A 14,863-nucleotide genomic window follows, 5' to 3' on the forward strand; every position below is an offset into this window, starting at 1 on the left:
CACGCCTGGGGGGTGGAGCTGTGCGCCCCGGCCGCGGCGGGGGGTCTTGGGGCCGGCCCTGGGGGGCCCCCCCCGCGGGGGTCGGGGGGCGGCCCCCCGGGCCCGTCACCCCCGCCGCGTGTGCTTGAGCTCCTCCCAGCGGGTGGCCTGGGCTGGGGTGAGGCAGCCTCGGAGTTCGGCCAGTTTCAGCAGCTGTGCTTCGGCGTCGGCGCCGAGGGGTTGGGCTTCGGCGCGGTAGTGGTCGGTGAGGAGGGCGTCGAGTTCGGGGCGGGTGAGGGCCGGGTCGAGGCGCTGGGCGAGTTTGGCCATGTTGCGGTAGGAGCCCTGGAGGAGGAACGGGGGTTCGGTGCGGGTTTGGTCGTCCTGGGCGGCGGAGGCCAGGTAGGCGCGGTTGACGGCGAGGACGGTGCCGCGCAGGTGGAGCAGTCCGGCGAGGACGGCGGTCATCCGTTCGACCTCGGCGGCGGGCCAGGCGCCCGCGAGGGTGCCGCCCGGGGTGCCGGTGGCGCGGGCCAGCAGGGTGTCCAGGTCGGCGCGCTCGGCGGTGGCGAGCGGGGCCAGGTGCGGGTTGGCGGGCAGGGCGTTCTCGACGAAGCTGAGCGCGAAGAGGTCCTCGCGCCCGGCGATGACGTCGCCGAGGTTCCAGACGTCGGCGCGGTTGGCGAGCATGTCGGGCAGCCGGAAGAGGCGGCCGGACTCGGTGTACGGGTTGGCGGCCATGACGACGGCGAAGCGCTTGCCGCGCAGGTCCCACTCGCGGGCCTCGCCGTCCCACACCCCGTCGATCCGGCGCTGGGCGTCGCAGAGCGGGATGAAGCGCTGGAGGAACTCGGGCGAGGTGTGCTGGACGTCGTCGAGGTAGAGCAGCACGTTGTCGCCCGCGTGCAGGGCGAAGTTGAGCTTCTCGATCTCGCGGCGGGAGGTGGCGTCGGGGGCCTCGGCGGGGTCGAGGGAGGTGACCCGGTGGCCGAGCGCGGGGCCGCTGACGGTGACCAGCAGCAGGCCGAGCCGTTCGGCGAGGTACTCGACGAGGGTGGTCTTGCCGTAGCCGGGCGGGGAGACCAGGAGCAGCAGGCCGCTGCGGTCGACCGGTCCGCCGGCGTCGGCGGTGCCGAGCTGTTTGGCGAGGTTGTCGCCGACCAGCGGCAGGTAGACCTGGTCGATGAGTCGGTTGCGGACGAAGCCGTTGAGCGGGGCCGGCCGGTACTGGTCGAGCCGTAGCCGGGTGTGCTCGGCGGCCAGCAGGTCGGCGCGCAGTCGCTGGTAGGCGCGGTATCCGGGGGCCTCGGTGGCGGCGAACTCCGCCACCCGGGAAAGGAGTTCGTCGAGGCGCAGGTCGAGCGCGCCGCCCGGGAGCCGGGGGTGGTCGCCGAGCAGGCCGGTGAGGCGGGTGGTGGCGGTGCCTTCGGCGGGCCGGCGCGGCAGGGACGGGCAGAGGAGCGCGGCGGCGGCCTCGGCGAGGTCGCCGGGGTCGGCGTCGACGGCGCTGGACTCCAGCCAGGCCTGGGCGAGTTGGCGTCGGGCGGGCAGCAGTGCGGGCTCGGCGGGCAGTGCGGCCAGTGCTTCGGTGAGACCGGCGGACTCGGGTGCGGCGTGGAACTTGTCGAGCAGGGTGGCGGCCCCCGGCGCGTAAGCGAACGTGGGTGTGGCGGCGGCGAGTTCGGCCACCAGGTATGGGCCTGCGGGTTGCGGGAACGAGGTGAACTCCGTGACGGCGGAGCTCAGTTCGTCGGACAGGTCGGACAGCGCGGTCAGGGCCGCAGGTGCGGCCGGGGCTGGCGCGGCCGGGTCCGCCGCGGCCGGCAGGCCCAGCCGCGGCGCGGCGCCGAAGGCCTGCCGGGCGAGGGCGCGAGCGAGGGAGAGCGAGCGGGCCCGGGTGTGCCAGACCAGTCGCTGCCGCTCGTCGGCGCCGTGCGCCCAGTACAGCTGAGCGGCCGCCCGGGCGGCCGCCGGGTGGCGCAACAGGCCTGCCTCGGCGTGGAGTTCGAGCAGGGCGCGGAGCAGCAGCGCCGCGTCGTGGTCGTGGACGCCGCGCTGGTAGCCCTCGTCCGGGCGCTGTTCGGCGGCGCGGCGGACGAACTCCAGCAGGTCGCCCTCGGCGCGCAGGGTGTCCAGCCCGTCCGGTTCGGCGGCCAGCAGCAGACTGGCGGCGAGGTATTCGGACCGGTACAGCGCGGGGGTCTCGGAGGGCAGCGGCCGGCCCCAGTAGCGCTCGGTGGCGGCGAACGCCGGGTCGGTGACGGGGGAGCGGTAGTCGGTGCCGGTGAGGGTGAAGGCGGGGCGGCCGCGCCAGGGGACGAGGGTGAGTTCGGGCCGCTGGGTGGTGACGGCGAACAGGTGGCGGCCCAGCCGCAGGGTGCCGGGGCCGTCGCCGGCGAGTTCGGCGCGGTCGCGTCGGGCTCGGTGGGCGCGGCTGCGGGCGGCGCGCAGCCGTCCGGTCAGCTCCTCGGCCCGGACCCGGTCGCCGAGTGCGGTCAACTGGGCGGCGAGGTCGCGGAGTTTGACGGCGGTCGGGTCGGCGGCGAGGGCGGCGTCGATCTCGGCCGTGGTGTCGAGGGAGGTGAGCCGCCGGTGCAGGGTGTCGAGGATGCGTTCGGCGGAGGCGGCGATCCGGTCGGCGCGGCGGGCGCGTTCCTCCAGCAGGTGCTGGCGGCGGGCGGTGAGGGCGTCGTGGATTCCGGTGCGCCGGTCGGCGAGTTGTTCGCCCAGTGCCGGGTCGGCGTCGGCGAAGCGGGTCTCCAACTGCTCGATCCGCAACAGGAGTCGGCCGAGCTGGTCGTCGCAGGCCTCGGGGGTGTCGGCGGCGGCGAGCGCGGCGGTGGTGGCCTGGGCGAGCAGGGCGGTTTCGGCGGCGAACTCGGCGGCGGCCTCGCGGGTGCGCAGGTCGCGGCGGCGGACGGTGAGGGCGGCGCGGGCGCGGTTGAGCAGTCCGAGGACGTCGGCGAGCCGGTCGAGGATGGCGGTGCGGGTGGTGGCGTCGGCCAGGTCGAGGGTGCCGACGAGCTCCGAGACGGTCTGCAACGCCTCGCTCTGCTCGGAGATCCGCAGGCCCAGCGGCTCGGCTCCGGCGGCGGTGGCGAGGGCGGCGCAGCGGTCGGCGAGTTCGCCGGCGCGCCGGCGGTGCGGGGCGAAGGCCTCGGGTTCGGCGAGGTGTCCGACGGCGCGGGCGGCGGCCTCGGTCAGGCCCTCGGCGAGGTGGGCGGCGAGCGCGTCGATCCGGGCGGGCTCGGCGCGCGGCAGGTCGCGCAGCGCCTCGACCCGGCCCTGGGCGCGGCGCAGCCCGGCGAGCCGGTCGACCCATTCGGCGGCGTCGGCGAGGGTCTCGCCGCGGGCGGTGCGCAGCAGGCCTTCGACGTGTTCGGCGGCCTGTTCGGTCTGCCGGGCGGCGTGCGCGGTGAGTTCGGCGACGGCCTCGTACTCGGCGATGACCTGCCGGGCGGTGTCGCGGATCTCGGCGAGCGGGGCGGCGAGGTCGCCGAGGCCGGGCTGGCCCAGCCAGTGGTGCCGGTCGGCGGTGCGGGTGCAGGCGGCGAGGACGGCCTGGTGACCGGCCGGGGTGTCGGCGCCGGCGGCGGCGAGCCGGGCCAGGGAGAGGCAGTCGGCGAGGCCACGGACCAGGTCGGCGTTGCCGATCCGGGCGAGCGGGCCGGTGCCGGGCGGCTGCGCGGCGGCGTGGCGCTCGCTGGTGAACGGGGTCTGCCACAGCTGGACGGGGTGCAGTCGGGTGGGCCCGTCCTCGGCCGGGCGGAGGGCGATCAGGGTGCCGTCGGCGAGCAGCGCGTGGCCCTGGCAGGGCAGCGGGGCGGCGGCCTCCTGGCGGACGCTGTTGTACGGCTGGAGCAGGGCGCGGCCGTCGGCGGGGGAGCGGAACTCGTACAGCACGTCCTCGCCGTTGGGCGAGACGAGGGTGCGCTCGTAGACCAGGCCGTCCACCGGCTGGTCGTAGCTGCGCACGGTGCCGTCGACGAGGTGGCAGCCGCCGGGGAAGGCCACGCCCTGGTCGGCGGGCAGCCGCAGGCAGGCCTGGCCGAGCGCGTCGATCCGGGTGACCCGGCCGGTGGGCAGGTGGCAGACCAGGTGCCGGACGGTCTCCTCCTGGTACGGGCGCACGCGCACCAGCAGCAGGGTGCCGAGCCGGGCGTGGGCGATCTGGGCGTCGGCGAGGGTCTGCAGGGCCTCGGCGAGGGGTTCGTGGTGCAGTTCGCGGCCGTCGGGGGCGGTGACGGTCAGCCGGCCGCCGTCGATGCCGAGCCGGAGTTCGCCGCCGAGGTCGGCGCGCGGCGGGCTGCCGGGGGCGGCGGGCAGCTGGTCGTCCCGGGTGAGGGGGGTCCAGGCGAGCTGCTGGCCGTCGGCGGCGGTGTGGTCGCGTTCGCCGCGCCCGTCCTGGTAGGCCGGGTGCCCGTCGTCGGCGAGGTCGTCGACGGGGCGCCAGCGCAGCACCCGGACGTCGGCGGCGGCGGGGCCGGTGCGGAAGACGGCGAGCAGGCGGCCGCCGACGGGGCGCAGTCGTTCCAGCCGGGCGTCGCGGAAGTAGCGGTGCAGGTCGGCGAGGTCCTGGCGCAGGCGCGGGTCGTCCAGCAGGGTGCCCTCGGCGGGGGCGGGGGTGAGGTCGGGGTGGTGGACGCTCAGGACCTCCCCGAGCGGCCCGGCGCCCGGGGAGCCCTCGGCCGGGGCGCCGGCGGAAACGGAGGCGGAGACGGCGGAAGCGGAGATGGCGGAAGCGGAGACGGCGGTGTCGGGCGCGCCGCCCGGGCGGGTGCCGAGCAGGAGCAGCCCGCCGGCGGCGGTGAGGTCCTGCGGGAGGCAGGCCCGGCCGGTGGTGAGCCGGCCGGTGCCGACCAGCCGCAGCTCCCCGCCGCCGAACTCCCCGACCCGGCGGGCGTTCAACGCCTGTGCGCGTTCGGCGAGTTCGGCGGCGGACCGGGCGAGTCGGCCGCGCAGGACCTCGTAGGTGCCGGCGTCGAGCCGGGCGTCGAGGGCGTCCACCACGTCAGTTCCTCAACTACTCAGTTTCTCGACTGCTCAGGAGATCGGGTACTCAGGCGACTCGGGCGACTCAGGCGTTCACGTTCACCTGGAGCCGTTGACCGACGCCAGCGCCCCGATCGACGTCTCGGCGATCCCCAACTTCTGTGCCGAGGTGAGCAGTTGCCGCAGCTGCCCGGCCTGCTCGCCGCCTCCGGCGCCGATCATCCGCATCAGCAGCGCGGACACCGTCAGGTTCTGCACGTCCGTCGTGGACACCGAGGACAGCACCCGGGTCAGGTCCTCGGTGAAGCTGGCGCTGCCGTCGAGCCAGGGCCCGGCCAGGGCCTGGGCGGTCTGCGAGTGCCCGACGAAGGCGTCGACGCTCTTGGCGGCCGTCACCGACTGCACCAGGCGGTCGAAGAACACCCCGTCCCCGCCGACGATGTCGATCTTCGCCTTCTCCAGCCCGGCCGCGACCAGCGCGGCCTGCGCCTCGGCGATCTGCCGCTGGGTGTCCAGCCCGGCCAGCCGGACGTCCTTCTCGGCGGCCAGCCGCAGCCGGTACTCCTCGTGCCCGCGCGAGGCCTCGTCCAGCTTCGCCATCGCCGCGGCCTTCTCGGTGAGGCCCTCGGCCTCGGCCTTCAGCTTGGCGCCGATCTCCAGCGCGGCGGCCTTCGCCTTCTCGGCCTGGACGGCGGCCTCGGCGCGGCCGACCTTCTCCACCGCCGCGGCCTCCTGCTCGCGCACCTGCACCTGGGCCAGCCCCTCGGCGGCGGCCTCCGCCCGGATGCCCTCGGCCATCCGGATCTTGGCGGTGGCGTCCAGTTCGGCGGTCTGCTGCCGGGCCTCGGCCAGCACCAGCGACTCGCGGGCCTTGTGCGAGGCGGCCTGCTCGGCGGCCTCGGCGGCCTTGATGTCCTTGACGAGCTTCTCCTGCGCCTGCGCCTCGGCCTGGATGATCACCGCGCGGCGGGTGCGCTCGGCGTCCTCGGTGGCGCGCAGCGTCTTGACGGCCTCCTCCTGCTCGGCGACGGTCCGCTCCACCGCCACCCGCTCGCGGACCACGTCGGCGACCTCCCGCCGGCGGGACTCGACCTCCTTCTGCTTGGCCATGGTGGCGAGTTCGGTCTCCCGGTCGCGGCCGATGACCTCCAGCAGACGGTCCTTCTCGATCCGCTCGTTCTCCACGGCGATCACCCGCTCGCGGTTCTTCTGCGCCACCGCGACCTCGCGGGCCTGGTTCTCGCGCTGCACGCCGAGCAGTTCCTCGGTCCGGAGGAAGGCGGTCTGGGCGTTCAGCCGCTCCTCCTCCTGGACCCGGGCGATCACCGCGTCCTCCGTGGCCCGCAGGGTCTCGATCTCGCGGCGCTGGCGGATCTCGGCGTCGGCCTGGCGGCGCTGGAGTTCGAGGACGGCCTCCCGGGCGTCCACGTTCTGCCGGGTGATCTCCTTCTCCTCGGTGCGCTGGTACTCGTTGGTGCGCACGTGCTCGATCGCCGTCAGCTCGGTGATCTTGCGGATGCCCTGGGCGTCGAGGATGTTGTCGGAGTCCAGCTGGTTCATCGGGGTCTGTTCGAGGTGGTCGATGGCCGCGTCCTCAAGGGTGTAGCCGTTGAGGTCGGTGCCGATGACCGCGATGATCTGGTCCCGGAACTCGTGCCGGTGCGTGTAGAGGTCGGTGAAGTCGAGCTGCTTGCCGACGGTCTTCAGCGCCTCGGCGAACTTGGCCGCGAAGAAGTCCTGGATCGCGGACGGGTCGCTGGCGCGGGCGGTGCCGATGGCCTGCGCGACCTTGATGACGTCCTCGACGGTCTTGTTCACCCGCACGAAGAAGGAGATCCGGATGTCCGCCCGGATGTTGTCCCGGCAGATCAGCCCGTCCCGGCCGGCGCGGTGGATCTCCACCGTCTTCACCGAGATGTCCATCAACTCGGCCTTGTGCAGCACCGGGAGGACGATCGCGCCGGTGAAGGTGACGTCCACCTTCTTGGTGCGGGAGACGATCAGCGCCTTGCCCTGCTCGACCTTCTGGAACAAGCGGCCCACGAACAGCAGCATGGCGAGCACGATGAGCAGTACGACGGCGACGAGAATGCCGAAACCCACGGCGATGGTGTCCATCACGGAGTCCTTTGACGAGATGACGAGATGGTGCGAAGTCGAGCGGATGAGAGAGAGATAAGCGGAACAAGCGGACGCCTGCGGCCCTCAGGCGCAGCCCGGGGGAGTCAGTCGCCCGGTAGCGCCGGGTCGAACGGCGCCACCAGGAAGTGCTCGCCGTCGGCGTCGTAGTCGAAGATCAGGGCGGTGCGGCCGGCCGCCAGCCCGGGCTCCTCGGTGAGCGTGCGGACCTGGACGGTCGCGGTGGAGCCGTCCTCGGCGGTGACCTCCGCCTGCCCGAAGTCGGCCGTCACCCGGCCGGTGCGGATCACGCAGACGCGGCCGACGAAGTCCCCCCGGGTCGCCGGGCGGTCCTCGGGGAACAGTCGGGACAGCGGCCGGACCAGCAGCCGGGTGCCCGCCCAGGAGGCGACCAGCGCGACGGCGAACACGCCGCCGCGCGCCGGTGCCCCCGAGGTGAGGACGGTGCCGGCCAGGCTGACGAACCAGGCGAGCGCGACCAGCAGCGACACCGCCACCGTCACGGGCACCCCGCCCAGCCCCAGCGCACCCAGCACGCCTCCGTGGTGGTGGGCGCCCCGGCCGTCGGCGCCGTGCCCGTCCTGGGCACCGTGGCCCCCGTGTCCCCCGTGCCCCCCGTGGGCCGCGTGCCCCCCGGCACCGTGGCCCAGGTCGCCCGCGTGACCGGCATGGCCGACGTGACCGGCATGCCCGACGCCGTGTCCCCCGTGCAGGGCGTCGAAGCCCAGGCCGCCGACCAGCATCAGCAGCCAGTACCCGACGACCACCACCAGCGCGAAGCTGAACAGCGCCGTCGGAAAAGCCAGCGCGGCCGCGACGAATCCCCCCATCCCGGCCACGCTCCCCCGCTGTTCCCACGGCACCGCACCTCGGCGCCATGGAGATCGTGACAGCGGAGGGGTCGTTCGCACATTGCCAGGATCCGGCAATCTTTACGGCCCTTTGACACCCTGGAACGCACGGCCCGGGGGCGTTTGGCCGCCGTCTACAGCGGCTGCTCCGGCCAGTTGAGCAGCCGGGCCCCCATCGCCGCCGTCTCCAGGGTGAACCGCTGCAGGGCGTCCGACGGGTCGTAGCCGGTCAGTGCCTTGATCCGCTCCAGCCGGTAGCCGAGCGTGCGCACGCTCAGCCCCAGCCGCCGGGCCGCCTCCGCGTTCACGTACGCGGCCTCCGCCTGCACCGCGATGGTGTCCAGCAGGGGGCGGGCGCCGCCGCGCGCCTCGGTCAGCGGGCCCAGCACGCTGCGCACCAGGTCGGCCATCGCCGCCCGGTCGCGCATCAGCACGGGGAAGACCAGCAGTTCCTCGGCCTTCAGCTGCTGCGCCGGCAGGTCCAGCCGGTCCGCGTAGTCGAGCGCGCCCAGCGCCTCCTCGTAGCTGCGCAGCACCCCGCTGGCCCCCGAGTGCCGGCGCCCGGTGGCCACCCGCAGCACCGGGCGGTAGCCGGGGCCGGGGCGCAGCGTCAGGTCGGCGAAGGCCTCCAGGACGGCGCGTTCGGTGTCCGGGACGATGCACACCAGCCGGCCGTCCTTGCCGGCGAGCAGGACGTCCCGCTCGCCGAACCGCCCGACCAGTTCCCGTTCCACCCGGTGCACCAGAGGGTGGACGTCTGCGTACGGCGTGTCGCCGACGGCCACCGCCACCGCGTACGCGCCCGCCAGCCGCAGCCCGAACCGCTCGGCGCGCTCCGCCAGCAGGCCCAGGTCGCTGCGGCCGTACAGCAGGTCGTCGATGAACTCGCGCCGTGCGGACTCCTGTTGGCGGACCGCCATGCGTTGCGCGCGGTCGTGTCCCTCGCCGAGTGCGGCCAGTGCGGCCTCGGTCGCCGCGAGCACGGCGTCGCCGATCCGGCGCAGTTCCCCGACGCCGCCTGCCGCGGTGATGCCCGGCAGCGTCTGCCAGGCCCGCCGGGTGGCCGACAGGCAGTGCGCGACGACGTCGCGCAGCCCGTACCCGGCCTCGGCGCAGTGCTCGCCCAGCGTGCGCAGGCACTCCAGTTCGTCCCGGCGCAGCAGCCTCCCGGTGCGGGAGGCGTCGGCGAGCAGCCCGAGGTAGACCTCGGCGAGTTCGGTGGGTATGTCGTGCTCGGTCCCCTCGGACACCGCGGTACTCCGCCCCCCGTGACGCGTGATGATCCGGCGCGGAACTTTAGCAGGATCGATACGGCGCCGAACGGTGCGGGGTGGGCGGCTGACCTGGTGCTATCGCGGGCCGGAGGGGAGGTCCGGATCACCGTGTCCATCCGGGACGGCTCGGCCGCCGCCCGTCCACCGCCGGTTCCCCGCCCTCCTTCTTCCCGTCCCCCTCCCTCCGGTCGACGGGGCCGGTCGGCGGGGGTGGGATGGAGGGGTGCGGGCTCCCGTGGTTTGCTCCGCACCCCGGGGAGGGACTAGACATCTAGACGTCTAGATGGACGTCTGGATGTCAGGCCCCCCCTCCCCCCACGGCCCCACCGAAAGGCCCCGCGCATGTCCCTGGTCAACTTCCGCGACCCCGCCGTCCTCGGCGACCCCGAGGGCCGGCGGATCCGCCCCGGCGTGCTGTACCGCTCCGCCCAGCCGTTCCCGGCCGCCGACGAGGCCACCGTCGCCCAGCTGCGCGCCTGCGACATCCGCACCATCGTCGACCTGCGTGACACCCGCGAGACCGACCCCGCCGACTGGGCCGCCGCCGAGGCCGCCGGGATAGCCGTCGTCGCGGCCCCGGTGAACCCCACCGGCGACGGCCTCGCCGCCCGGATGCGCACCATGGCCACCGCCGCCGACCTCGGCGACTACTACGTGCTGCTGGCCGAGTCCGCGCCCGAGGCCGTCACCGCGGCCGTCGAGGCCGCCGCCCGCCCGGGCGCCGTCCTCCTGCACTGCGCCGCCGGCAAGGACCGCACCGGCCTGCTGACCGCCCTGCTGCTGGACCTCCTCGGCGTGCCCGCCGAGCGGATCGTCGCCGACTACGCCCGCACCGCCGACGCCCTGCCGCAGATCTTCGCCGGCCTCTCCGAGCGCCACCGCACCGCGCTCAACGCCCGCGGCGCCCGGGTCACCGACTCCGAAGGCCGCGAACTCACCATCCCCGCCCCGCTCCTCGACGCCCCGGCGGAGGCCATGGCCGTCTTCCTCGACCGCGTCCGCACCCGCCACGGCGGCGCCGAGGCCTTCCTCCCCGCCTGCGGCGTCCCCGCCGCCACCCTCGGAGCCTTCCGCGCCAAGGCGGCCGCCGCGGCGACCTCGGCCGCCTGACACCCCGGCTTCCGTCGGGCTCAGACGTCCCGCCGCCGCATCAGGACCACCGTCGCCGCCAGTGCGACGGCCGCCCAGGCGCCCAGGGTGATCCAGGAGTCGAGCACGCTCGGCGCGTACTTGCCCATCGTCGTCGAGGAGTTGGGGTTGATCGTCAGCCTCCCCTCGGCGGCGAGCGGCAGGTGGTTGCCGATCTCCTTCAGCCACCGGTAGCGGTCGCCGCCGAACAGCATCGGCACGATGAACAGCAGCATGACCAGCGAGACGATCGAAGCGGTGGCGTGCCGCAGCAGGGCGCCGAGGGCCATCCCGATCAGCGCGCAGACGGGCACGATCGCCGCGTAGCCGAGGACGGCCCGCAGGCAGCCCTCGTCGGTGATGGAGAGCCCGGCGTGCCGGGAGGCCAGCATGGCGTTGCTGCCGAAGAAGGACACCGCGGACACCACCGCCCCGGCGAGCGCGGTGAGGCCGGCGACCAGCACCACCTTGGCCACGGCCACGCCCCGCCGGTCGGGCACGGCGGCGAAGGTGGTGCGGATCATGCCGGTGGTGTACTCGCCGAACACGGTGATCGCGCCGAGGCTGCCGGCCGCGACGGCCATCAGGGCGCCGGAGATGCTGCTGAGGCCGTGGTACAGCGGGTCGTACCGGTACGGCGGGAAGCCGGGCACCGGCGGGCGGGGATGGTCGATGTAGGTCAGGTCGGTGTGGACGGCGTTCAGGTTGACCACGATCGCGGCCAGCGAGGCCAGCGCCAGCACCCAGTACGTGGACCGCAGCGAGCGCAGTTTGATCCACTCGGCGGCGAGCAGGTCGCCGAACCGGGCCCGCGGCTCGGCCGGGCGGGTGCGGGGGCGGGCGGGGGCGAGGGCGGCGGTACTCATCGGGCATCTCCTGCCAGGTATTCGACGCTGTCGGCGGTCAGCGACATGAACGCCGACTCCAGGGACGAGGTACGGGTGGCGAGCTCGTGCAGCACCAGGCCGTGCCGCAGGGCGAGTTCGCCGATCCGGGCGGCGGGCAGCCCGGTCACCACCGCCCCGTCCGGCTCCTGCGCCTGCCGTACGGCCGCCCCTTCGGCCCGCAACACCTCGGCGAGCGAAGGCAGTTCGGGAGCCCGGACGGCCACGCTGGTGACGGCGTTGCGGGCGGAGAACTCCGCCAGGCTCTCGTCCGCGATCAGCCGGCCCCGGCCGATCACCACCAGCCGGTCGGCGGTGTGCTCCATCTCGGCCATCATGTGGCTGGAGACGAAGACCGTCCGCCCCTCCTCGGCGAGGCGGCGGAACAGGCCGCGCACCCACAGCACGCCCTCCGGGTCGAGGCCGTTGAGCGGCTCGTCGAACAGCAGCACCGGCGGGTCGCCGAGCAGCGCGCCGGCGATGCCGAGCCGCTGCTTCATGCCCAGCGAGTAGCCGCCGATCCGGCGCCCGGCGGCCTTGCCGAGGCCGACCTCGGCGAGCACCTCGTCCACCCGCCGGAGCGGGATGCGGTTGCCGCGGGCGAGTGCCGACAGGTGGGCCCGGGCGCTGCGCCCGCCGTGCACGTCCTGGGCGTCCAGCAGGGCGCCGACGTGGCGCAGTCCGCGCGGCCGGTCCGCGAAGGGCACGCCGTCCACCGTGACGGACCCCTCGGTCGGGGTGTGCAGCCCCAGGATCATCCGCAGCGTGGTGGACTTGCCGGCGCCGTTGGGGCCGAGGAAGCCGGTGACGGTGCCCGGCCGGACGGTGAAGGTCAACTGGTCGACGGCCGTGGTGGCGCCGTACCGCTTGGTCAGTCGCTCGATCTCGATCACGGGGACAACGGTGCCGTCCGGGGCCCCGGACGGGCATCGGGCCGCAGGCCACAACCGCCGGCGGCCGCACTGGCCCGGGGGATTACGCCCTCGGGCCAATGCGCTGCCGCGCGGGCCGCCGCTACCATCGGGCGATGATCACCAACCCTCGTCCGCCCCTGTTCAGGCGCCTGCCGCCGGGCGTGTGGGTGGCGGCGTTCTGGGTGGCCGTCATCACGTTCCGCGGCTTCCAGCGGAGCAACGAGCTGGCCCACCTGTTCCGCTACAACGGCAACTTCGAGGACATGCCGTTGCTGGTCACCGCGGTGGTCACGACGCTGATGGCGTCGCTGCTGGTCCGGCTTCCGCTGCTGGCGGTGGCGATCCCGCTGGCCGCGTGCGCGTTCACGATCGGCATGCGGATCCAGGAGACGGCCGTGGTGCAGCTGCTGCTCGCCGAGGCGGCGATCGGCTACTGCACGGCCACCCGCTCCCGGGCCGTGTCGCTGTGCGCCGCCGCGATGCCGGTCGCCCTGGTGGCCGCCCTGGCGGTCTGGCGGGTGGCGAACGACTACCACACCGACTTCGTCGCCCAAGCCGCGTTCGCCTCGACCGCCGCGATCGCCTGGCTGGTCGGCAACACCGTCCGGCAGAGCCGGGCGCACACCGAGGCCCTGCGCGGCCGCGCCACCGAGCAGGCGATCACCGCCGAACGGCTGCGGATCGCCCGCGAGTTGCACGACATGGTCGCCCACAGCATCGGCATCATCGCGATCCAGGCCGGGATGGGCAGCCGGGTCATGGACACCCAGCCCGCCGAGACCCGCAACGCGCTGAACGCCATCGAGGCGACCAGCCGGGAGACCCTGGCCGGGCTGCGCCGGATGCTCGGGGCGCTGCGCCAGGGCGAGCCGGAGTCCGCGCCGATGGAGGTCGCCCCGGGGCTGGGCGAGTTGGACCGGCTGGTCGAGCAGACGGCCGGCGCGGGCGTGCGGGTCGCGCTCACCCGCCTCGGCGAGCCCCGCCCGCTGCCGCCCGAGGTGGACCTCGCCGCCTACCGCATCGTGCAGGAGGCGGTCACCAACGTGGTCAAGCACTCCGGCACCCGGGACTGCCGGGTCACCGTCGACTACGGCCCCGAGGAGGTCGCCGTCACCGTCGTCGACCTCGGCGCCGGCTCCGGCGGGCCGTCCGCCGGCTCCGGTTACGGCATCGCCGGCATGCGTGAGCGGGTCGGCCTGCTGCACGGCGAGTTCAGCGCCGGCCCGCGCCCCGCGGGCGGCTTCCAGGTCGCCGCCCGACTGCCGCTCCCCGTGGAGGTCTCCCCGTGATCCGTGTCGTCCTGGTCGACGACCAGCCGCTCATCCGCACCGGTCTGCGCGTGCTCATCGCCGACACTCCGGACCTGGAGGTCGTCGGCGAGGCCGGCAACGGCGCCGAGGCGGTGGAGCTGGTCGGCCGGCTGCGCCCCGACGTCGCCGTGATGGACATCCGGATGCCCGGCATGGACGGCATCGAGGCCACCCGCCGGATCACCGCCGACCCCGGCCTGCCGACCCACGTCCTCGTCCTCACCACCTTCGACGACGACGACTACGTGTACGGCGCGCTGCGGGCCGGGGCGGCCGGCTTCCTGGTCAAGGACCTCGCCCTGGAGACCATCCTCGACGGCGTCCGGGTGGTCGCCGCCGGGGACGCCCTGATCGCGCCGAGCATCACCCGCCGGCTGATCGGCGAGTTCGCCGCCCGCCCGCAGCCCGCCGCCGCCCGGTCCGGCCGGACGACGGTCGACGGGATCACCGACCGCGAGCGCGAGGTGCTGACGCTGGTCGGCCGCGGGCTGTCCAACGGCGAGATCGCCGAGGAGCTGACCATCAGCGTGGCCACCGCCAAGGCGCACGTGGCCCGGCTGTTCACCAAGCTGGACGCCCGGGACCGGGTCCACCTGGTCATCCAGGCCTACGAGTTCGGCCTCGTCGCCCCGTCCTGAGCCGGTTCCGAGCTCAGCCGGTCCACGGCCGGATCACGGCCCGACCAGCTCCCCGATCCGCATGATCCGTCCGTGCGAGTCCAGCACCACGTCGTACACGTTGCCGTAGCACCCGTACGGCGGGTCGGGTTCGTGCTCGGCCAGGCAGTCCTCCAGGTGCCCGAGCACGTCCTCCAGCCGGACGGGTCTGGTCGGGTCGGCGTGCGGGTGGTCGACGAGCGTGGCCTCGACCCCGGCGGTCGCGAAGCCGTAGCGGGCCGGCGCCCCCGTCCCCTCGTAGCGGGCCTCGTCGCAGGAGTAGCGGGCGGGCTGGGCGGCGACGTCGCCGTCCTCGGTGGCGATGACCACGAGGACGGTGTGCCCGGGGCGTTCGGTCGGGGTCGGGGTGGCGCAGTCGGCGGAGGGGGAGGGGGAGGTGTCCATGCTGGGCTCGGGGCCGGCGAGGTCGTCGTCCAGCAGGTCGTCCTCGTCGTCGTACGCCCCGTCGGCGACGGCGGCGGCGGAGGCGGCGGCGATGGTGGGCGCGGAGTCGGCGGGAGTGCAGGCGGCGAGGGCGGCTGCGGCGGTGCAGCAGAGCAGCGCGGCGAGGAGGGTTCGGGGCACGGCCATGGCACTAGTCTCCCCGGACAGCGGCGGAACTCGTCACACAGGTAGACGACTGGTGCACGGGCTGTGGTTCCCCCGCGCCCGCGGGGGGCGGGAGCCCCCGGCGCGCGGGGGAGTGGGGGGCGGCGGGGGGGGGCGGCGCGGGCGG

At 74.8% G+C, this 14,863-nt stretch carries 10 protein-coding genes; 3 read left to right on the forward strand and 7 right to left on the reverse strand.

From position 1 onward, the window contains the following. Positions 1-105: 105 nt before the first annotated feature. The 4 genes from ACFV61_RS27870 to ACFV61_RS27885 all read right to left on the reverse strand — a co-directional run bounded on the left by ACFV61_RS27870 (position 106) and on the right by ACFV61_RS27885 (position 9,211). Positions 106-4,989, reverse strand: a complete 4,884-nt coding sequence (locus tag ACFV61_RS27870; protein WP_380494520.1) for a DNA repair ATPase — start codon at positions 4,987-4,989, stop codon at positions 106-108. Positions 4,990-5,070: 81 nt separating this feature from the next. Beyond that, positions 5,071-7,089, reverse strand: coding sequence for a hypothetical protein (locus ACFV61_RS27875; protein ID WP_063349443.1), 2,019 nt, complete (start codon positions 7,087-7,089; stop codon positions 5,071-5,073). Between the two features lie 107 nt (positions 7,090-7,196). Beyond that, on the reverse strand, positions 7,197-7,940 hold the full coding sequence (locus ACFV61_RS27880) for a hypothetical protein (protein WP_380494522.1): 744 nt from the start codon (positions 7,938-7,940) through the stop codon (positions 7,197-7,199). Positions 7,941-8,095: 155 nt separating this feature from the next. Then, positions 8,096-9,211: a PucR family transcriptional regulator gene (locus ACFV61_RS27885; RefSeq protein ID WP_380494524.1), complete on the reverse strand. Its 1,116-nt coding sequence runs from the start codon at positions 9,209-9,211 to the stop codon at positions 8,096-8,098. A 366-nt stretch (positions 9,212-9,577) separates the two neighbouring features. Here ACFV61_RS27885 and ACFV61_RS27890 point away from each other — a divergent pair, with 366 nt between their 5' ends. Further along, entirely contained in the window at positions 9,578-10,345 is a 768-nt protein-coding gene (locus tag ACFV61_RS27890; RefSeq protein ID WP_063349445.1) for a tyrosine-protein phosphatase, read from the forward strand. A 20-nt stretch (positions 10,346-10,365) separates the two neighbouring features. Here the strand turns inward: ACFV61_RS27890 and ACFV61_RS27895 are convergent, their stop codons facing one another. Together ACFV61_RS27895 and ACFV61_RS27900 are read right to left on the reverse strand one after the other, a co-directional pair. Then, on the reverse strand, positions 10,366-11,229 hold the full coding sequence (locus tag ACFV61_RS27895) for an ABC transporter permease (protein ID WP_380494526.1): 864 nt from the start codon (positions 11,227-11,229) through the stop codon (positions 10,366-10,368). Continuing rightward, a complete protein-coding gene (locus ACFV61_RS27900; protein WP_063349447.1) occupies positions 11,226-12,140 on the reverse strand; it encodes an ABC transporter ATP-binding protein in 915 nt (304 codons plus the stop codon). Before ACFV61_RS27900 ends, ACFV61_RS27895 begins: the two co-directional genes overlap by 4 nt. A 134-nt stretch (positions 12,141-12,274) precedes the next feature. On the opposite strand from ACFV61_RS27900, the gene ACFV61_RS27905 reads away from it, so the two are divergent. Both ACFV61_RS27905 and ACFV61_RS27910 read left to right on the forward strand, forming a co-directional pair. Further along, complete coding sequence (locus ACFV61_RS27905) at positions 12,275-13,450, forward strand: sensor histidine kinase (RefSeq protein WP_380494529.1); 1,176 nt, start codon at positions 12,275-12,277, stop codon at positions 13,448-13,450. Beyond that, positions 13,447-14,109 carry a response regulator gene (locus ACFV61_RS27910; RefSeq protein ID WP_380344704.1) on the forward strand — a complete coding sequence of 221 codons (663 nt, stop codon included), beginning with the start codon at positions 13,447-13,449 and terminating at the stop codon, positions 14,107-14,109. The genes ACFV61_RS27905 and ACFV61_RS27910 overlap by 4 nt, the downstream gene beginning before the upstream one ends. A gap of 33 nt (positions 14,110-14,142) precedes the next feature. On the opposite strand, the gene ACFV61_RS27915 is transcribed toward ACFV61_RS27910, so the two are convergent. After that, positions 14,143-14,718: a hypothetical protein gene (locus ACFV61_RS27915; RefSeq protein WP_380494531.1), complete on the reverse strand. Its 576-nt coding sequence runs from the start codon at positions 14,716-14,718 to the stop codon at positions 14,143-14,145. Between the last annotated feature and the right edge of the window lie 145 nt (positions 14,719-14,863).

Source organism: Kitasatospora sp. NPDC059817 (assembly GCF_042731835.1).
Lineage (GTDB): Bacteria > Actinomycetota > Actinomycetes > Streptomycetales > Streptomycetaceae > Kitasatospora.

Coding starts and splice junctions, on each gene's coding strand:
- ACFV61_RS27875 (WP_063349443.1), bottom strand. CDS start 7,089: ATGGACACCATCGCCGTGGGTTTCGGCATTCTCGTCGCCGTCGTACTG.
- ACFV61_RS27880 (WP_380494522.1), bottom strand. CDS start 7,940: ATGGGGGGATTCGTCGCGGCCGCGCTGGCTTTTCCGACGGCGCTGTTC.
- ACFV61_RS27890 (WP_063349445.1), top strand. CDS start 9,578: ATGTCCCTGGTCAACTTCCGCGACCCCGCCGTCCTCGGCGACCCCGAG.
- ACFV61_RS27895 (WP_380494526.1), bottom strand. CDS start 11,229: ATGAGTACCGCCGCCCTCGCCCCCGCCCGCCCCCGCACCCGCCCGGCC.
- ACFV61_RS27905 (WP_380494529.1), top strand. CDS start 12,275: ATGATCACCAACCCTCGTCCGCCCCTGTTCAGGCGCCTGCCGCCGGGC.
- ACFV61_RS27915 (WP_380494531.1), bottom strand. CDS start 14,718: ATGGCCGTGCCCCGAACCCTCCTCGCCGCGCTGCTCTGCTGCACCGCC.